This is a genomic window from Nocardia higoensis, assembly GCF_015477835.1.
GTDB classification, from domain to species: Bacteria; Actinomycetota; Actinomycetes; order Mycobacteriales; family Mycobacteriaceae; genus Nocardia; species Nocardia higoensis_A.
Window position 1 is genome coordinate 822,543 of sequence record NZ_JADLQN010000001.1, and the last position, 18,358, is coordinate 840,900.

Sequence of the window (18,358 nt, forward strand, 5' to 3'; positions counted from 1 at the left end):
CATCGGAGGGGCCGTACCCATGTGGCCGCGGTTCAGGGTGGGGGATGGCCCATCATCGAGGTGTAGATCCACGCGACCGCGTCGGATTCCGCATCGAACCGTGCGCCGACGTCGTATTTCCCGCGTTCGTGGACACCTACCTCCCAGCCGCCGCCGGACCCCGGCCGCAGGAACCAGAAGTCCTCCGGCAACACGTCAGGGGAATGGACGCCTACGATCTGGAACCAGTGCGGAGGCTTTCCGGCGGCGAGCAGGGCGGTGACGAGTTCTTCACGGTTCATGTCAATTGGGGATTTCCTCGACGAGGTAGCCGTTGTCGATCATCCACTGGACGTTCAGCATTCCTGGCAGCTTGCCGGTGTTCTCGGGGCCGGGAACATAGCTGGAATTCAGAACGTATTGCTCGCCGAGTCCCGGTTGCCCGAACCATGGTGCGGCCGGTCCGGCATCGACTCGGAATGCCTGCTGCACGCAGTAGACGTGATAATCGCTCTGCGGGGTACCTCCATACGAGTTCAGGTTCGATGGCGGTATCGCCCGCTTGCTGTAGGGCACACCCACGGGCGAGAGGTACTTTCCGCTCGTGGCGCCGAATCTGTCGAGGCGCGTGCCGACCGGCAGATCCTTCGGTCGCGCGGTCGGTCGGCCGTCGATGAACAGGAAACCGCTGTCGGGCGGGTAGATGTAATCGCTTCCCGGGTGGAATTTCGCCACGAATCCGGCTTCGGTGTAGTTGCCGAATCGCTTGTACCCGTCCAGCAACGGGCCCACCGGGGGAGCCTGCGGCAACGGCTCGGGTCCCAGGTACGGACGGGCCGGATCGTAGAACGGTGTGGCCGGGGCGTCGGGCGGCACGCCGGGGCGGCACGGCGACGCCGATCCGGTTCCGGAGCCGGACCCGGTGTCCGGCAGTGCCTGCACCGTGACGGGGGCACCGGCCAGCAGGAACCAGGACGCGAGGAATGCGGTGAGCAGAGACCGGTAACGCAACAGTACCTCCAAGGGGAAAGTAGATGCGGCTCGGTGAGCATATGGAGCTCCTGCGTTCTTCGTCCGGATCTGTCATTCGTGGCGGCGTGTTGTCAGCGATATCCGTCCTCCGCGCCTCAGCGTGGAGCGGTTGCGCAGTAGCGCCGGTGTGACGGCGGCGAGCAGGATTGCGGCCGAGGCCCCGAACAGTGCTGTGACGACGGCGCTGCCGGATGTTGCCGACACCGTCGACGAAAGGTAGCGGGATCCGAGGGTGGCGACTCCCAGGACCTGGCCGAGATTCAGGAGCGTGGTCAGTAGCCCGCTCGCGTCGGCCGCATCGGATACCGGAACCCGGGACAGGACGACGGTGAGTAGCGGGCTGTAGCCGAGGCCGAAGGCGACGCCGGTGAAGCCCAGTTCGAGCTCCAGGAGCACGGTGACCTGATCCTCGGCATTCAGCGACAGCGCCATCGCGGCATAACCGATCGCGGCGCAGGTGAATCCGATCGGAACGAGGAAGGGGTGAATGCGCGGGGGGAAACGCCGCCAGGTCAACGCGCCGACTGCGGTGCTCAGGCCCATCGGGACGAAGACGGCGCCTGCCTGTGCGGGCGTGAGGTGCAGCGCGGTCTGTAGGTGCAGTGACATCGCGAAGAGGAAGCCGGCGTAGCTGAGCATGGCGAGCAGGATCGCCAGGCCCGCGGGCAAAAGCCCGGGAGAGCGGAGTATGCGCGGTGAGATCATCGGAGCGCGGCCCGCGCGAGCTGTCCGGTGTTCGAGGATGCCGAACAGTCCCAGCAGGCCGACACCGGCGGCCGACAGAATCCAACCCCAGAGGGGCCAATGGTTTTCGTGGCCGAAGATGAGCGGCACCACGAGCGCGAAGACGGCGGCGGAGACCACGGCTGCGCCGGGGATGTCCAACGGCCGCTCCCGATCGCCGCGTCCGCTCGGAAGCATATGTGATGCGGCGATCAGCAGTACCGCTCCGACGGGCACATTGATCAGGAAGATGGGTCGCCAGCCGGTCCCGAAGAGGTCTGCTCCGACGAGGACGCCGCCGATGATCTGTCCGGCGACTGTCGCGCCCGCGGTCACCGCGGCATAGAGGCCGAGTGCTCTGGCGCGAGCGCCGTCGGTGAAAGTGCGCTGGATGATGCTCATCACCTGGGGGATCATCAGCGCTGCGCTGCCGCCCTGAAGGAGCCGGAAAGCGATCAGCAATGTTGCCGAACCGGCGAGCCCGCAGGCGAGGGAGGCCAGGGTGAACGCCGCCAGTCCGACGCGGAACATCCGACCGTGTCCGAATCGGGCGCCGAGCCGGGCACCGGTGAGCAACAGGACCGCGTAACCGATGGTGTATCCCGCGATGATCGACTGGAGCGCGGCACCGGATGTGTGCAGGTGGTCTCGGATGGTCGGCGCGGCCACGTTCACCACTGTCGCGTCGAGTACGGCCATGAACTGGGCGAGCAGGACGACAAGGAGTACGCCGGAGCGGGTCGATCTTGTGCGTTCGCCCTCGGGGACGCGCAGGGTATCGGTCATGAGCTGAACGTAGGACCGCGCGTCGACGGGCAGCAGTTGCCGCGGATGCTGGTATCCGGACCACCTGTTTCGAATGATCTTGTGGGGGACGCCTATTCGAGCGAGCAGTACTCGGCGATCCTGCGCCTGTCTATCTCGGCGACCGGTAGGTAGACCATCATCTGGCTTTCCGGGACTCCCTCGACCGACAACGCAGTGCAGCGCATGTGGATTTCGCCGACGGGAGGACGCTGGAACGAGGTGACATCCGGAAACGGTTCAGCGACTTGGTGAGCCGACCAGAGCGCGGCGAATCCGGCACTCACTGCGCAGAGTTCCTCGATGAAGCCGGACCAGTCGGGATCTCCCGTGTGCCGGGCGTAGTTGCTGCGCACGATCGCGACCATCCTGGGCAGCATGTGCTGGTTTCCCAGCGGCGTGCCGGACAGTTCGCTCGCGCAGATCTGCCACAGCAGGTTCCGCCGATCCCTCGGCGCTTCCGTCAGCTCGGGGAACACCGAGGCGTAGGTGGAATTGCATGCCAGCAAATCGAATCTGCCGTTGTACACGCAAGCCGGTGTCGGGTCGAGAGCGTCGAGTACGGCCTGGACATCGGCGGAAATGCTCCTGCCCGCTCGGGTAGCGGTGGTCGGGCTCGCCAATGCGAACAGGTGTGAGCGCTCCGCGGGGGTCATGCGGAGCACGTCGGCGACCGCGTCCAGGGTCTTGGCGCTGACGTTGATCGGCCGCCCCTGTTCGAGCCAGGTGTACCAGGTGACACTGACCCCGGCGAGCAACGCGACTTCTTCTCGCCGCAGGCCGGGCGTGCGGCGGCGGACTCCCGGCGCGATCCCCACGTCGGCCGGACCGACCCGGCCGCGACGGTTGCGGAGAAATGCTTTCAGCTCCGCGCGCCGGGCGTCCTCAGCCCTGTCACTGTTCATGGATGACACTCTGCCGGTGCGGCGTTCCTATTTCGACGGCACCTCGGCGAGCGGCTGGACCGGTATCTTCGCCTCGTCTGCGGGCATTCGGATGGCGCCGCACAACAGCGCGGCCACCACGCAGAGCCCGGAGGCGACGAAGAAGGCAGTGTCGTAGGAGCCGTGGGTGTCTCGGACGTATCCCGCGCCGAAAGCGGCGACGGCGGCGCCGATCTGGTGGGAGGCGAACACCCAGCCGAACACCACCGGGGTCGACGCGCCGAACCAGATGCGGCAGATCGCGATGGTCGGGGGAACGGTGGCGACCCAGTCGAGGCCGTAGAAGATGATGAAGACCCAGGTGCTCGGCTCGGCGTGAGGGGAGAGCAGCGCGGGCAGGGCGAGCAGGGAGGCGCCGCGTCCGAGGTAGTAGATCGCCAGCAGGATCCGGGGGTCCACGCGGTCGGTGAGCCAACCGGAGAAGACGGTTCCGGCGACGTCGAAGATGCCGACGGTGGCCAGCAGGCCGGCGGCCACCGTGGTGGGCATGCCGTGGTCGGCGGCTGCCGGGATGAAGTGTGTCCCGATCAGGCCGTTGGTGGTCATGCCGCAGATGGCGAAACTGCCTGCGAGGAGCCAGAAAGCGGGCACTCGGGCGCCGCGGAGGAGGCCGCTCGCCGCTGCGGCAAAGCTGCCGTTGGGTAGTGGCTCCGGATCGGTGTCGGGTGCGCCGCCGTAGGGCGTGGTGCCGACGTCGCTCGGGCGGTCTCTGATGAACAGCAGTACCAACGGAATCACCGCGAGCGCGGCGGCGGTGACGACGATCGAGGCCCAGCGCCACCCGAATCGGTGGGTCACGTCCGCGACCACGGGCAGGAAGATCAATTGTCCGGTCGCGCCCGCCGCGGTGAGCAGGCCGGTGACCATTCCGCGCCGGGCGAGGAACCAGCGGGTCGAGACGGTGGCGACGAAACCCATGGAGATCGAGCCGGTGCCGAGGCCGACCAGCACGCCCCACAGCAGAACCATCTGCCAGCTCGCGGTCATGAACGTGCCGACGCCGGTTCCGGCCGCGATGAGCGCGAGCGCGCCGGTCAGGATCGGGCGGACGCCGAAGCGGTCCATCAGGGCGGCCGCGAAGGGGGCGGTCACGCCGAACAGGACCATGTTGACCGACATGGCCGCGCCGATGGTGGCGTGCGACCAGCCGAACTCGTTGTGCAGGGGCGTCATCATGACGCTGGGCACCGCTCGGAAGCCCGCGGCGCCGAGGATGGCGACGAAGCTGACCGCCGCGACGATCCAGGCGAAGTGCAGGCGGGGTGTCGGCCGGGTGGGCGCGAAGGAGGCGCCGCGGTCTAGCTCTGTGGTCACGGTGAATGAGCATCCGGGAGCACACGACATCACACCAGTGGCAGGATTGCCAACATGACGGAAAATCATGCCATCGAGGTGGCCGGGAACCGAGGCCGTCATGTCGTGGCGGTGCTGATGCTCGAACCGGTGGTCGGTTTCGACGCGACCATCCCCCCGATGGTGTTCGGGGAAGCCGCCGCCGAGGACGGTACACCGCTCTACGAGGTGGTGACTTGCGCGCTCGACCTCGGTCCGGTGCGGGGTACCAGCGGATACTCGCTGGTGGCCGAGCGCGGAGTGGAGGCACTGGCCGTCGCGGACACCGTGATCGTGCCAGGGACGAAATTCCCGCCGGCTCGCAGCGAGGGCCGGCTGACCGACGAGGTCGCCGCGGCGCTGGCCACCGTCCCGGCCGGTGCCCGCATGGTGTCGATCTGCACCGGCGCCTTCGTGCTCGCGGCCGCGGGCGTTTTCGACGACCGTCGCGCGACAACCCATTGGCGCTACGCCGAGGATTTCCGCCGCCTCTTTCCGGCCGTCGACCTCGACGAGACGGTGCTGTTCGTCGACGAGGGCACGGTGCTCAGTTCGGCCGGGCTGGCCGCGGGCATCGACCTGTGCCTGCACATGATCCGCCGGGACCACGGGGCCGCCGTGGCCAACCGCGTCGCCCGGCACTGCGTCGTGCCGCCCTGGCGGGAAGGCGGGCAAGCGCAGTTCATCGAATATCACGTGCCCGATCACGACGACCGCGGCACCGCGGCGGTCAGGGCGTGGGCGCTGGAGCACCTGGCCGAGCCGTTGAGCGTGGCGGTTCTCGCCGCACGCGCCCGGATGAGCCCGCGCACCTTCGCCCGGCGGTTCCAGGCCGAGACCGGCATGTCGCCGGGGGCGTGGATTCGCGACCGGCGGGTGGATCGGGCGAGAGAACTATTGGAATCGGCGGATCTGCCGGTCGATGTGGTCGCGGAGATGTCCGGGCTGGGTTCGCCGGACAATCTGCGCCATCACATGCGGCGCGGATTGGGGATGTCGCCGTCGGCGTATCGGAAGACATTCACCGGGCAGTGAACCGGCAGCTACCGGCGGGGGTGTTCTGCAACGATCGGCGGACGAATCTCGACACGTGCCCGGACCCGGCGTTCACTGGAGAAAAACACACTCTCCAGGTTTTGGAGGCCGACATGATCATTCTTGGGCTCATTCTGCTACTCGCCGCCGTGATCATCGGTGTGGTCGGGGTGGTGGACAACTCCGGGAGTGCCCACTCGCTGACCAACGATTTCTCGGTGTTCGGATACGAGGTCACCGGCTCGACCGGGACATTGTTCCTCTGGGGCATCATCATCGGGGCGGTCGGCATGCTGGGGCTGAGCATGCTGCTCGCCGGTGCCCGGCGCACTTCCCGGCAGGCGCGCCACGCTCGCCGCGAATTGAAGGCAACCCGCCGAGAGACCGTCGCGGGGGCGGACGAGGCGCGGCCCGTCGCGGCGCCGGTCCAGACGGCGCCGGTGCACAACCAGCGAAGCTGGCGGCATCCCTTCGGTGGCCCGTCCGCAGGGCCGACCGTCGCACCCCACTGAATCGCTCACCTGCCCGTGATCGCGTTCCGGCAGACGGGGGCCGATGTGCACGGCTTCGGTGCGAGTGGGCCGTGGATGACGGCGCCGGGGTGTCACCCGGCCCGGCGAGAGGTCGCGAGCGCGGCCGCCCCGGGTCGGTGTCGGCTGGGGTGACGACGGTCAGCCGGAGGTGATGTCCTCGGCCAGTGGGGCGATGGCGGCGATGATCTGCTCGACCAGGCCCGGTGGGACGCCCGCGGCGGCGAGGGAATCGGTGAGATGTCCCGCGACCAGACCGAAATGGGTCATGGTGATGCCGCGTCCTTGGTGGACTTGTTTCATCGGGGCGCCGCGGTAAGGGTCGGGGCCGCCGAGCGCGGCGGCGAAGAATTCCACCTGTTTTCCGCGCAGGCGGTTCATATTGGTGCCGCTGAAGAACCCGGCCAGTTGCTCGTCGGCCAGCACCCGGGTGTAGAAGTCGTCGACGACGGCTTCGAGTGCTTCGTATCCGCCGATGGTGTCGAAGATCGCGGTGGTTGTCTCGGAAGTGGTCATATACCACTTCAGCAAGGGCGTATTGCCTGGTCGTGAGCTGTGCGTCGCGGTCGGATTGCCGTGTGTGCCGGTCCGGTTGCTCTGTACTCACCGCCGCGACCGGTCACTGTGAGTTCGATGAAATGCACCGGCAACATCGTCGCCCTGCCGACAGGCACGGCTGCCGTCGTCAAGGCACCGGCGCGGCCGGGGAGTCGAGTGTCGACGGAGCGTGCTGCCATCGGTGGACACCGGCGCCGAGGGCGTAGGCGAGATGCCCGCCGAACGCGCCCCCGGCGCCCATCGCGGCCAGGCCGGCCGCGCCCAAGGCGGTGGCCGCACGGTCGTCGAGCGAGCGGTAAGCGGCTGAGAACAGCACAGTGGCAACGGCATTCATGGCCGCGTGCACGAGGCCGACACGTCGCTGGGCGGCGTCGAGGTCTTGGAACTCGGCCAGTCCCACGGCGACAGCGGGCGGGGTGGCCAGCAGTCCGATCAGCACGAGTCTTCGGGCTTCCTCGGTGCGCCCCACGGTGCGCAGCACGGCGGCGCTGGACCACGCGCCCACCGGCATGGTGACCAGAATCGGATGGAGTGGGTGGCCCAGTGAGGAGCCGCGTGCCCAGTCGGAGACCCGGCCGTCGCCGAACAGTGTGCGGGCAGCGGTGACGAGCTTCGCGGCAGGACGGTCGAGTCCTTCGGCCGTCTCGGGCGCGCGCAGTATTCGGTTCATGTCCATGCCCCGGCGATACCCGCGTCGCCGCTGATGAACCGGTCTGCGCCCGGTGTTGCGGGCCCGGCCGTCGAGAAGTCCGGTTTGCCGCTCGGTGGCCCGGGTAGGTCGCCCAGCAGCCACCCGCCGGACGACCGAAGTCCGGCGCCCGATGTGCGCACGCGCGAATTGAGGGAGAAGCCGAGCGATGTCACGACACAGGGAGCGACACCACCGCGATCGGGCCGGATCGTGAACGACGACGACCGCCCGCTCGGCGGCTATCTGGCGACACTCGTGCTGTACGGCGTGGTGGTGACCGGCACTGTGCTCGCCGGGATGGCGACCGGCAAGCGACTCCCGGACGGGATGAGCGTCCGTGACGTGATCGGCACGGCGCTGGCCACCCACAAGGTGTCGCGCTTGGTGACGAAGGGCGCGGTCACCGCGCCGGTGCGTGCCGCGTTCACGAGCCCGTCGGATGGGGGCAGTGGTCCCGGCGAGGTGAGTGAGAAGCCGAAGGCCGAAGGCGGGCTGGGCCACAGTCTGGGGGAACTGCTCAGCTGCCCGTTCTGTCTCGACGTCTGGGTGGTCACCGGGTTCGTCATCGGCCAGACGTTCGCGCCGCGCGCTACCCGGGTGGTCACCGACGCGATGGCCGCCCTGGTCGGCGCCGACTTCCTGCACCTGGCCTATGCGACCGCCCAGCAGATCGCCGAGGGCGAGATCCCGCTCCCGGGCACGCGGCCCGCCACCGCGTGATCAGGACCGTTGGACGGTTTCCACGACCGACCTACCCGGCGACGCGCCGGATGCTGGAGCGGTGAGCCGACCGGTGCTGTCGAGCGCTTTCCGCGAATTCGCCGCACCGCGGATCGCCTCGGGAGTGGCGGGGCCCTCGCCGGTGACCGTCAGCGTTCGGCACGACGCGCGAGCCAGACGGTGTGCAGTCCGCACCCGGGGTCCTCCGCGATATGGGCGACGACCTCGAACCCGTTGACGTGCAGCAATTCCCGGTACTCGTCGCTGTCGAGACTCGCGTGATAGAGCGGCTCGCCGTGGTAGGTGCCGATGCGTACATCCGCCGTCGGGCCGCTGGTGAACATCAACGCGGCGCCTGCCGCGGCACGTGTGCCGAAGACCGGGAACATCCGGCGTTGATCGTCCGGGGCGAGGTGGAAGAAGCTGTCCCAGGCGAGGATTCCGTGGAACGTGCGGTCCGGCGCCGAGGTCCGCATGTCACCCACGAGCCATTCGTGGCCGGGGAAACGCCGGGCGCACCGGCCGATCATGGCGGGGGAGGAGTCGACCCCGGTGACCCGGCAGCCCCGCTCGATGAGGTGGCCGGCGATCGGCATCCCGGATCCGCAGCCGAGGTCGAGCACTGTCGCGGCCTCCGGTAGCAGTGCGGTGAAACGGTCGAGCCAGTTCTTCTCGAGTACCAGGCGATCACCCCGCTCACGAGCCCAGTCGTCCGCATGACGCTGGTAGAGATCGATGATTCGCTGTTCGGCATCGGCTGCCATGCCTGCAAACTACCGCGCACCACCGACAGGCGCGCGTTACGGCCCGCCGCGTTCGCGGGGCACGCGCAATCGGTCCCGGATCGACTCCATCGTGCTGATCCGCTGTCGCAGCCCGGCCTGCGTTCGCTGCTGCTCTCCGCGTTTCTCCCGTTCGGCGAGGCAGGCGGCATCCGCGGCGATCTCCGCGTCCAGCAGCCGGGCGGAGTGCTCACGGGTGAGCAGATCCTGATCGACCCAGTCGGCCGCCGCGATCCGAGCTCGGGCACCCAGCCGATGCCGCCCTCGCTGAGGGCGGGCTTCAGACGCGGGTGGCGATGGAAGACGGGGGAAAACAGCAGGTCGGTGGTGGCGCACATGGAGTTGCAGCCGAACAGGGCGATCACCACGGCCATCGAGGTTTCGGGCGCCGTGATCGGCGGCTTGCTTGAGTGAGGTGAGCGGTGCCGGTGTCCGACCTCGCGTCGGACGCCGACACCGCGGACTGCGGGCGCTACGACGAGGCGCGCAGCCACTTCGTGAGATCGGGGATGTCACGGCGGGCGACGCCGGTGAAGACGGGCGGGCGCTTGGCGAGGAACGCGCCGACTCCCTCGGCGATGTCCGCGGAGCGCAGCGCGTGCGGAATGGTCTTGCGGTCGAACTCGAACGCGGCTTCGGGGCTGCCGTCGGCGGTCATGGCGACCAGGCCGCGGCGGATGATCGCGGCCGAGCCGGGAGCGATCTCGGTGGCGAGTTCACGGGCCAGCGCGTAGGCGGCGTCGAGCAGGGTCTCCTGTGAGTGCAGGCTGGTGACCAGGCCCGCGGCCAGCGCCTCGTCGGCCTCGATGAGCCGTCCGGTCAGCATCCACTCCTTGGCCTTGGCCAGGCCGACGAGCTGCGGCAGGTACCACAGCGATCCGGCTTCGGGGGCCAGACCGCGGCGTCCGAAGACGAAACCGAACCGGGCGTCGTCGGCGGCGAGGCGGAAGTCCGCGGCCAGCGTCATGGTGATGCCCACGCCGACGGCCGGACCCTGGAGCACGGCGATGACGGGCTTGTTCAGGTCGGTCATCGGCCGCGCCACCCGGGTGGCCCATTCGACCCAGTCCGGGTGGTCCATGTCCTCTTCGCCGCCGCCCGCGCTCAGGTCCATGCCGACGCAGAAGTACTTTCCGGTGGCGGTGAGCACGACCACCCTGACCTGATCGTCGAGATCCGCCGCGGTCAGCGCCGCACCGAGCTCGTCGGCCATGTCGGCGGTGAAGCCGTTGCGCGCCTCGGGGCGGTTCAGTGTGATCGTCGCGATCGCGTCGCTGACGGCGTAGCTGATCGTGGTGTAGCCCATCGTGGCTGCCTTTCGCGGGGTACTCGGTGTCGTGGTCGGCCTGTCGCCGTCCGCCCGTCCCGATCCTGCTCGACGATAGGACGGCGGGATCGGAGCGGGCCATCGCGGCGACGGACCGGAGGGTGCTGTGCTCAGACCGCGCCGCGGTCGGCATCACCCGCGGGGATGGCCTCCAGCATCTGGATGTCCGGCGCGGCGGCCAGCGCGTCGCGCAGGGCGGCGCCGATCCCGCGCATGACCTCACCCTGCATGTGCGCGCCCAGCGCCTCCTGGGAAGCCCACTTCTCGACCATCACGAAAATGCCCGGCTCCGCTGTCTTCTTGTGCAAGGCGTAGAGCAGGCAACCCGGCTCGGCGTGCACCGCGGGCGCCGCATCGGCGAAAGCCTTCTCGACGTCGTCCTCGTGACCGGGCTTGGCGACTATGGTTGCGACGACGACGATCGGTGCGGCCATGGGGATCTCCTTCGATAACACCGGTTTATAACGGTCGATATATTTCGGGAGCGTACAAGCGGTTTCATGTGACCGCAAGGGGCTGACGCGGAGCGGCTGCCCGTTCACCGACAGCGCCGGGTACCGGAGATGTCCGGTACCCGGACGCTACCCCTCGAGCGCCGCGGCAGTGCGCTCAGAGTCCATCCGGCTCGGGCGGGGAAACGGCGACCACCAGTTCGCCGCGCCGAGCAGGCGCACGGTCGCGGGTACCAGCAACATGCGCACCAGCGTGGCGTCGATGATCAGGGCGATGATCATGCCGAGGCCGAGCATGCGCATCGGGGTCAGCGGAGAGAGGGCGAACGCGCCGGTGACGATCACCAGCAGCGTCGCGGCGGCTGTGACCACGCGGGCGGTGCGCACCGTCCCGATCCGCGCCGCCTCGGTGGTGTCGGCGCCGTTGTCGTGTGCCTCCACCATCCGCGAGAGCAGGAACACCTCGTAGTCGGTGGACAGCCCGAAGACCACCGCGATGACCAGCACCAGCATGCCCGCGGCGATCGGGCCGGTGCTCACCGCGAGCAGGCCGGCGAGGTTGCCGTCGCAGAAGATCCAGGTGAGTACCCCGAATGTGGCGCCGAGGCTGAGAACGGCCATGACAACGGCTTTGAGCGGCAACACGATCGAGCGGAAGGCGGCCGTCAGCAGGATCAGGGTGGCCGCCACCATCACCAGCGTCATCCAGGGCATGTCGCGCAGGATCGAGTCCACGCTGTCGACGGTGGCCGCGGTGTCGCCGCCGACCAGCAGGTCGGTGCCCAGCGGCGGTTCGAGTGCGCGCACCGCGTGGACCGCGTCCGCGGCGAGGTCGCTTCGGTCGGTGGCGTCCAGGAACGCGTGGAAGACCACGAGGTTGTCGGCGCGCCCCACCTGCAACACCGTGCGTATACCCGGCACCGCGGCGATGGCGCGGGAGGCGCTCGCGACGGCCGCCGATTGCGGCGGGCCGTCGTCGCCGCGCAACACCGCGTCGATGCCGCTGCCCGCCGCGGGGAACCGTATGGTGAGTTCCTCGACGGTCGCCCGCGACGGGCTGTCGGCGGGCAGCGCGCGGTGGTCGATGTCGCCGAGCCGCAATCCGGCCAGCGGCGCGGCGAGCGACAGCAGGATCGCGGCGGCGGCGAGCGCGACCGCGCCGGGACGGCGCAGCACCACATCGACCACCCGGCTCCAGAAGCGTTCGGTGCGCGGCTGCGCGGCGGCCGGCGCGAGGCGGTGCCCGACCAGTACCAGCAGCGCGGGCAGGACCGTCAGCGAGAGCAGCGCCGCCAGGGCGACCGCGGCGATCGCGCCGTAGCCCAGCGAGCGCAACACCGCCTGGGGAAAGACGAACGTTCCGGCGAAAGCGCAGATCAACAGGAGCGCGGAGAACGCGACGGTTCGGCCCGCGGTGGCGTAGGTGCGCGACACCGCCGCGGCCACGTCCGCTCCGGCTGCGCGCTCCTCGCGGAACCGGCTCACCAGGAACAGGCCGTAGTCGACGGCCATGCCGAGGCCGAGCAGGGAGGCGATATTGACCGCGAAGACGCTCACCTCGGTGAACTCGGTGAGCAGGCGGATCGCGCCGAGCGCGCCGAGCACGGTCAGCACACCGACTGCCAGCGGCAGGGCAGCCGCGATCAGCCCGCCGAACACCACGACCAGGATCACCAGCACCATCGGCAGCGAAATCGCTTCGGCGCGAACGAGATCCTGGGCCGATCGCTCGTTGATCTCGGTGGCCAGCGCGCTGTAGCCGGACAGCCGGGTGGGCACGTCCCGCACCCGCAGTGTCGCCTCGACATCGGTGAAGGCGCGGATGCGGCGGTTCTCGTCCCCGACGAGGTAGACCAGGGCCAATGCCTGCGTGCCGTCGGCAGAGCGCAGCATGCCGGACTTGCCTGGGCTCGTCCACGGGGTCTCGACGGGGCGTTGCAGCAGCGCGGGATCGATGGCGTCCAATGCGGCGCGCACCTGCGGGGCCACCTCGTCGATCATGCGCCCCTCCGGCGCGGTGTACAGCGCCACGACGTCCGGGGTCTGGGGGCCGAAGTGCTCGCGCACCAGGGTTTCCACCAGAGCGGACTCGCTGCCGGGATCGCCGAATCCGGCCGAACTCACCCGCTCGGCGGTGTCCGCGCCGAACAGCCCGCCCGCCAGCATGATCCCGGCGAACATGGCCAGGACGATCCGGGGCCGGCTCTGCACGAGCCGATCAAGCCAGGTCACGCCGCGGGCGCTTCGGCGAGTTCGGCGGTGAGCCGCGCGGCCAGAATGTCCAGCACCGCCTCGAGCCGAGGTTCGATGCCCGCGCCGTTGCGAGCCGAGACGGTGATCTCCAGCCGCGGTCCGACCGCGAGTATGCCGAACAGCAGCGGCATCGCGCCGCTGTGCTGGGGCAAGACGCGCATGGTGGTGGGCTGCCAGGTGGGTGTGGCGAGCGCGGCCGTGTCGACCGTGCCCATATGGGAGACGGTGGCCGACACCATGTTCCGACCCGCGCGTGCACCCAGCCAGTTGCTCGCCCGCAGCACCGTGCGCACGATCGGCTTCGGGTAGCGGGACAGTCCGCCGTTGTCCATCTCGTTCAGTTCCTGATCCACGCTCAGGCCCTCACGCATCCGCGCGGAGACGGCCTGCCAGCCGGTGCCGGGCGCGATGTCCATGAACAGCGGCAGCGCCAGATTCCCGGTGGAGCGCAGGGCCGGATCGTGCCTGCGCAGGTCGACCGGAATCATGAAGCGGGAGGTGCCGCGGGTCTGCTCGGCGAGGATCGCGCACGTCCGTGCCACCACGGCGCGACCGTTGGCCTCGACCGTCCGATGCCGCAGCAGCCATCGCGGTGCGGCGGGATCCTGTCTGCCGTGGCCGGTGGCCGCGCGGAAGCGGGGGACCACCAGGGTCGGCTTCCCCGGCACGCCGAGGCGATCGACGAGTTCGGCGTCGGCGATCGGATCGGGTGCGCCGAGAAGCGTTTCCCCGCGCAGCGCACGGAAGACGTCGTCCACCCACAGGCGCAGACCCATGCCGTCCATCACGCCGTGGAACGCCCGGAACACCACCGTCACCGGGGCGCCGGTGAGCAGCAGCACCTCGGTGGTGCGGTCCGGGGTGGGGCCGAGTGGTGTGTTCAGTTCGGCATCGTGCTCGAGCGCGGTGTAGTCCAGCGTCCAGCCGGGCACCACCCGCACCCTCGCGCCGACTCCGCTGTCGACCCACCGATCGCCGTCGGCGACCAGCCGTGATCCCGGATTCGCGGCCGAGGCGGCGTCGACGGCCCGTTGCAGAACGGCCGGGTCCAGCGTGCCCTCCCCGGGCACCGCGAGTTGCATGATGAACGGCGGCGTCACCTGCCGGGTGGAGAAGTAGAGCCGTTCGGTGGGGGTGATCGGCCTGCGGAAGTCGGTGCCCATCGTCGTGTCCGTTCGCGGAATCAGCGCAGTGATGCGGTGAGGGCGAGCGCTCCGCCCTCGGCGCGCAGCCAGGTGAGGAATTGGTCGATGCCGGTGTCGCGGTCCATGACCGGCCGGAACCCCAGATCGCGGGCGGCAGCGCCGGTGTCGTAGGTGGCGGTGCGACTGAGCAGCGCGACGACATAGCCCGACAGCGGCGGAGACCACCGGGCAGCCACCGCCGGGATGCGCCACACCGTGTCGAGCACCCGCACCAGCGCGTTCAGCACGACGGGGTTCGGGGTGCGGGTGGGCACCGGGTAACCGAGCCGCCGAGCGACCTCGGCAAGGAATCCCCACACGTCGGTACGTTCGGCATCGGCCACGAAATACGCGCGCCCACCAGGGGCTTCGGGCCGGGCCGCGAGCAGGCACGCCTCCACCACGTTGTCGACATGGCAGAGCGAGGCGTACACGGTGCGGCCGAAGGACAGGTCGGGTAGCGAGCCGGCCTGGGTGCGCGAGAGCAGGCGCACGATCGGGCCGGATCGGTCGCCCGCACCCCAGATCGCCCGCGGCCGCAGCGCGACGGTCCGCATCCCGGGGGAGTCGGCTGCCAGCACGGCGCGCTCGGCGGCGGCCTTGGTCTCGGAGTAGTGGTTCAGATACCGACGGGGGTACGGCACGGATTCGTCGACGTCGACCTGATCGCCGCCGTCGCGGTCCATCAGCGCGCTCGGGCTGGAGACGAAGACGAAACGAGAAGCGCCGTCGCGACGAGCGGCGCTCAGCAGATGCTCGGTGGCGGTGAGGTTTTCGGTGACGAACTGGGCGTGGGTGCCGCGTTCGTCGACCCGGGCCGCGCTGTGGACGACGATGTCGACGCCCGCGGTGGCGCGCGTCAGCGAGGCGGGATCGGTGAGGTCGCCGTAGATCTTGCGCACCATGTCCGCGGCGTCGCCGAGATCGCTCAGGTCGCTGGTGGGGCGCACCAGAACGGCCACCTCGTGCTCACCGTCGCGTACCAGCCGACGCACCACGGCGCCGCCGACGAATCCCGATGCTCCCGTGACCAGTACTGTGCTCACGCCTGTCCCTTTCCGTTGGTGCGCCACCAGGTCAGCCCGAAGATCTGGGTCAGTAGTGCGGTGCGCAGCGCGGAGTGGCCGCTGCCTTGCGCGGCACGCAGGGCGACCGGGATCTGCGCGGCGTGCACCACCACGCTGAGGAAGGCGTCGATCCACCAGGCCGCCCGCAGCAACCGGTGGCGCGGTACGCGCCCACGCCATGCCGCCACGGCTCCGGCCACCAGATACAGCCAGCCGGCGATCGGGATCGCCCGCAGCGCGAGCACTTTCGCCGAGGACTGTGCCTTCGGCGCGTTCTGAACGTCCGGCGCGGTCCGCGCGGGCGCGCTCATCGTGCGCCGTCCAACTGCTCGCCCGCCCACACGGCCAGCTGTTCGCGGCCGATCTTGGCGTTGTGCCGGATATCGACCGGGAAGCCGGGGTGTACCAGGACATCGGTGATCGCCCGGGTGAGCGCGAACTCGGCGGCGCGAGCGCGTACGGCGGCAAGCACCGAGCCTTGATCGGCGCCGTCCGGGTGATCCTCGTCGACTTCGACGCACAGCACCGGACGCTGCACGCCGGGCTCGCCGACACCGACCAGCGCGGTGCGTGCCACGCCTGCCACCGGTGCGAAGATCTGCTCCACCTGCACGGTGAACAATTCGCCGTCCGTGGTGCGCACCCGCTGACTCTTGCGGCCGCAGAACCAGATCCGCCCCTGCCCGTCGAGGCGGGCGAGGTCGCCGGTGCGGTGCCAGATGCGGTCGCCGTCGGCGATCTTGCCCAGCGCGTTGGCCCGTTCCGGCCAGTGGTAGCGGGTGCTCACATTGGGTCCGGCGACGACGAGCTCGCCGATGCCGCCGGTACTGTCCAGCTCACCGGCGCGACGTTCGGCATCGACCCAGGTCGGCAGCGGTTCGTCGGTGATCGCCACGACCCGCGCCTCGATCCGGTGCGCCGGTCGGCCGAGGCAGGTGCCCTCGCCGCGGTGCGCTCGCTCCACCAATCCGTCCAGCAGCTCTCGCGATTCGACGGTAGACATGGGCAGCGCCTCGGTGGAGCCGTAGCCGGCGAAGATGCGGACATCCTCGCGCAGCACCTCGCGCAGACCCGTGATGCACCAGTCCGGCACCGGCGCACCGCCGGAGAACACACTCTCGAGGGTGGGAAGTTCCTGCGGCCGCGCGCGCAGCCTGCGCAGCAGCGGGATCAATACGGCGGGGGAGGCGAACATGGTGCGCACGTCGAACCGGCGGATCGCATCCACCACATGCTCGGGATCGGTGGCGCCCACCTTGCTCGGCACCAGCGGTGGGATGACGCAGCGCGATCCGAGCAGCAGGTCCAGCACGCCGACGAGCGGCAGCGTGATGAGCGAGGCCTCGGGCGCGCGCTCGTCACGGGCGATGTGCACTTGCTCGACCATCGCGCTGAGATTGCCGTGCGTCATCTCGACGGCTTTGGCCGGGCCGGTGCTGCCCGTGGTGAAGGCGATGAGCAGCGTGTCCTCGGCGGCGCCGTGCACACCCGGCACCCGGGGACGCTCCGGTCGGCGGCCCCACGAGTTCAGCGTGGGTCCGCCCCAGAACCAGCGCTTGCCCACCGTCACCGTGGTGCGCACGCTCCGGAAGTTCCAGCGCGCCAACACCCGCAGCGCGTGTGCTTGCGGCATGCCGACGAAGGCTTCGGCTCGTACCGCGCGCAAGCAGCGCAGCATCCGGCGCACCCCCATGCCGGGATCGATGACCACCGGAACGGCGCCGATCTCCAACAGGCCCAACAGGATTGCGTAGAGTTCCGGGCCGGGCAGCACCAGCACGATCGTCCTGGTGCCCGCGCCGACGCCCGCGTCGGCCATGCGCTGGGCGATGGTGGCCGCCCAGGCATCCAGTTCGCCGTACTCGAGCCTGCGGTACTGCGGCAATCCGTCGGGGCCGAAGCCGTCGGGATAGCGCAGCGCCGGGCGGTGCGGGTCCCGGCGCACGACCTCACGGAACCGGTCCAGACCGGCCCAGTAGGTGACCGGGGCGGTGCTGCGCTCGGCGCCGAGCGTGTCGGCAGCGGTCATGCCCGTACTCCCGCCGGAACGGGCAGCCGGTACAGCACGGCGGCGGCCGACGGTCCCGCGCCCGCCGCGACGAACAGGACGCGGCGGTAGCCGGTGAGCGTGTCCTCGACGACCGCCCGGTCGAACGCGGCGGTCAGGGACGCGGTGTGCGGGTCGCCGTCGGTGAGATCGGGGACGCGCACGTGCGTGCGGTCGATGCCGAGCGCATCCGCGACGCGGCCGCCGAAATCCGGTGTCGGCGTCGAGGTGACGAGCGCGAGTTCGCCCGGCTCACCCACGCCGGACTCGGCCAGCACGCTCGCCGCCGCCTCCACTGCGGCGGCGAGCAGTCGCTCTTCGAAGGCGTCTTCGCGGACCACCGTCATCGCGCCGCGCCCGGTCGTCCCCATCGCGGCGGTGTCGACGTAGCCCTCGACGGCGGGCGTGCCCGCGCCGGCGACCGAGCGCACCGTGCCGAACCCTGCCGGTTCGTCGGTGCGGCCGAGCAGCATGGCCGCACCGCAGGTGGCGTAGGGAAAATCGTCGGTCGAGGCATGCCGCGAGAGCGACGGGTGGGTGTCGCCGGAAACGATCAGCACGTACTCCGCGCTGCCGGTCTCGAGGATCGAGGTGGCCACCCGGACGGCCTCCAGCACCCCGGTCGCGCCGTTCATCAGGTCGAAGGCGAACGTCCTCGGATCGTGCGTGGCGTACTCCAGGCCGATGCCGGCTTCCTTCTGGATCAGCGCCGCCACGGCGGGCTCCACGGTGTTGGAGTCGCGGAAGACGCCGGTGTTGATCAGCACGCCGACCTGGTCAGGGCGGACGCCCGCGCGTTCGAGGCACAGCCGGGCGGCCCGGCCACTGTGGGCGACGATGCTCGCGGTGTCGCCGCCGCGGCTGATCGCGGTGGATGTGATGCGCACGCTCATGACTC

The 18,358-nt window shown here is 69.8% G+C and carries 19 protein-coding genes and 1 pseudogene; 3 read left to right on the forward strand and 17 right to left on the reverse strand.

The features are described 5' to 3' along the window. Window positions 1-32 precede the first annotated feature (32 nt). From IU449_RS03720 to IU449_RS03740, 5 genes are all read right to left on the reverse strand, one after another. The gene (locus tag IU449_RS03720; protein WP_195000542.1) at window positions 33-281 is read right to left on the reverse strand and encodes a hypothetical protein; all 249 of its coding nucleotides are present in this window, start codon (window positions 279-281) and stop codon (window positions 33-35) included. A gap of 1 nt (window position 282) precedes the next feature. Continuing rightward, a complete protein-coding gene (locus IU449_RS03725) occupies window positions 283-990 on the reverse strand; it encodes a TNT domain-containing protein (RefSeq protein WP_195000543.1) in 708 nt (235 codons plus the stop codon). A 72-nt stretch (window positions 991-1,062) separates the two neighbouring features. Further along, on the reverse strand, window positions 1,063-2,520 hold the full coding sequence (locus IU449_RS03730) for an MFS transporter (RefSeq protein ID WP_195000544.1): 1,458 nt from the start codon (window positions 2,518-2,520) through the stop codon (window positions 1,063-1,065). Window positions 2,521-2,612: 92 nt separating this feature from the next. Beyond that, window positions 2,613-3,443 carry a helix-turn-helix transcriptional regulator gene (locus tag IU449_RS03735; RefSeq protein ID WP_195000545.1) on the reverse strand — a complete coding sequence of 277 codons (831 nt, stop codon included), beginning with the start codon at window positions 3,441-3,443 and terminating at the stop codon, window positions 2,613-2,615. 27 nt (window positions 3,444-3,470) lie between these two features. After that, entirely contained in the window at window positions 3,471-4,796 is a 1,326-nt protein-coding gene (locus IU449_RS03740) for an MFS transporter (RefSeq protein WP_324188073.1), read from the reverse strand. A gap of 54 nt (window positions 4,797-4,850) precedes the next feature. Between IU449_RS03740 and IU449_RS03745 the strand changes: the two genes are divergently transcribed. Together IU449_RS03745 and IU449_RS03750 are read left to right on the forward strand one after the other, a co-directional pair. Then, the gene (locus IU449_RS03745; protein ID WP_195000547.1) at window positions 4,851-5,849 is read left to right on the forward strand and encodes a GlxA family transcriptional regulator; all 999 of its coding nucleotides are present in this window, start codon (window positions 4,851-4,853) and stop codon (window positions 5,847-5,849) included. 113 nt (window positions 5,850-5,962) lie between these two features. Further along, window positions 5,963-6,361, forward strand: a complete 399-nt coding sequence (locus IU449_RS03750) for a hypothetical protein (RefSeq protein ID WP_195000548.1) — start codon at window positions 5,963-5,965, stop codon at window positions 6,359-6,361. A 159-nt stretch (window positions 6,362-6,520) separates the two neighbouring features. Here the strand turns inward: IU449_RS03750 and IU449_RS03755 are convergent, their stop codons facing one another. Both IU449_RS03755 and IU449_RS03760 read right to left on the reverse strand, forming a co-directional pair. Beyond that, complete coding sequence (locus IU449_RS03755) at window positions 6,521-6,895, reverse strand: group I truncated hemoglobin (protein WP_195000549.1); 375 nt, start codon at window positions 6,893-6,895, stop codon at window positions 6,521-6,523. Window positions 6,896-7,064: 169 nt separating this feature from the next. Beyond that, the gene (locus IU449_RS03760) at window positions 7,065-7,613 is read right to left on the reverse strand and encodes a DUF2231 domain-containing protein (protein ID WP_195000550.1); all 549 of its coding nucleotides are present in this window, start codon (window positions 7,611-7,613) and stop codon (window positions 7,065-7,067) included. Window positions 7,614-7,838: 225 nt separating this feature from the next. Between IU449_RS03760 and IU449_RS03765 the strand changes: the two genes are divergently transcribed. Continuing rightward, window positions 7,839-8,348 (forward strand): DUF1360 domain-containing protein, encoded by a 510-nt coding sequence (locus IU449_RS03765; protein WP_324188074.1) that lies wholly within the window; start codon window positions 7,839-7,841, stop codon window positions 8,346-8,348. 149 nt (window positions 8,349-8,497) lie between these two features. On the opposite strand, the gene IU449_RS03770 is transcribed toward IU449_RS03765, so the two are convergent. From IU449_RS03770 to IU449_RS03810, 10 genes and pseudogenes are all read right to left on the reverse strand, one after another. Further along, window positions 8,498-9,112 (reverse strand): class I SAM-dependent DNA methyltransferase, encoded by a 615-nt coding sequence (locus tag IU449_RS03770; protein WP_195000551.1) that lies wholly within the window; start codon window positions 9,110-9,112, stop codon window positions 8,498-8,500. Between the two features lie 245 nt (window positions 9,113-9,357). Continuing rightward, a pseudogene (locus tag IU449_RS28815) lies at window positions 9,358-9,540 on the reverse strand (amidohydrolase); the annotation flags it as partial. Between the two features lie 62 nt (window positions 9,541-9,602). After that, complete coding sequence (locus IU449_RS03780) at window positions 9,603-10,436, reverse strand: enoyl-CoA hydratase-related protein (protein ID WP_195000553.1); 834 nt, start codon at window positions 10,434-10,436, stop codon at window positions 9,603-9,605. A 131-nt stretch (window positions 10,437-10,567) separates the two neighbouring features. Continuing rightward, window positions 10,568-10,891, reverse strand: a complete 324-nt coding sequence (locus tag IU449_RS03785) for a putative quinol monooxygenase (RefSeq protein WP_195000554.1) — start codon at window positions 10,889-10,891, stop codon at window positions 10,568-10,570. 147 nt (window positions 10,892-11,038) lie between these two features. Next, the gene (locus tag IU449_RS03790) at window positions 11,039-13,141 is read right to left on the reverse strand and encodes an MMPL family transporter (protein WP_324188075.1); all 2,103 of its coding nucleotides are present in this window, start codon (window positions 13,139-13,141) and stop codon (window positions 11,039-11,041) included. Continuing rightward, window positions 13,138-14,325 (reverse strand): peptide synthetase, encoded by a 1,188-nt coding sequence (locus IU449_RS03795; protein ID WP_195000555.1) that lies wholly within the window; start codon window positions 14,323-14,325, stop codon window positions 13,138-13,140. The genes IU449_RS03790 and IU449_RS03795 overlap by 4 nt, the downstream gene beginning before the upstream one ends. 20 nt (window positions 14,326-14,345) lie before the next feature. Then, window positions 14,346-15,392 carry an NAD-dependent epimerase/dehydratase family protein gene (locus tag IU449_RS03800; protein ID WP_324188076.1) on the reverse strand — a complete coding sequence of 349 codons (1,047 nt, stop codon included), beginning with the start codon at window positions 15,390-15,392 and terminating at the stop codon, window positions 14,346-14,348. Then, window positions 15,389-15,724, reverse strand: a complete 336-nt coding sequence (locus tag IU449_RS28820) for a hypothetical protein (protein WP_228803677.1) — start codon at window positions 15,722-15,724, stop codon at window positions 15,389-15,391. The genes IU449_RS03800 and IU449_RS28820 overlap by 4 nt, the downstream gene beginning before the upstream one ends. Further along, window positions 15,721-17,442, reverse strand: coding sequence for a fatty acid CoA ligase family protein (locus IU449_RS03805; protein ID WP_195000557.1), 1,722 nt, complete (start codon window positions 17,440-17,442; stop codon window positions 15,721-15,723). Before IU449_RS03805 ends, IU449_RS28820 begins: the two co-directional genes overlap by 4 nt. Continuing rightward, on the reverse strand, window positions 17,439-18,353 hold the full coding sequence (locus IU449_RS03810) for a hypothetical protein (RefSeq protein WP_195000558.1): 915 nt from the start codon (window positions 18,351-18,353) through the stop codon (window positions 17,439-17,441). Before IU449_RS03810 ends, IU449_RS03805 begins: the two co-directional genes overlap by 4 nt. Window positions 18,354-18,358 lie beyond the last annotated feature (5 nt).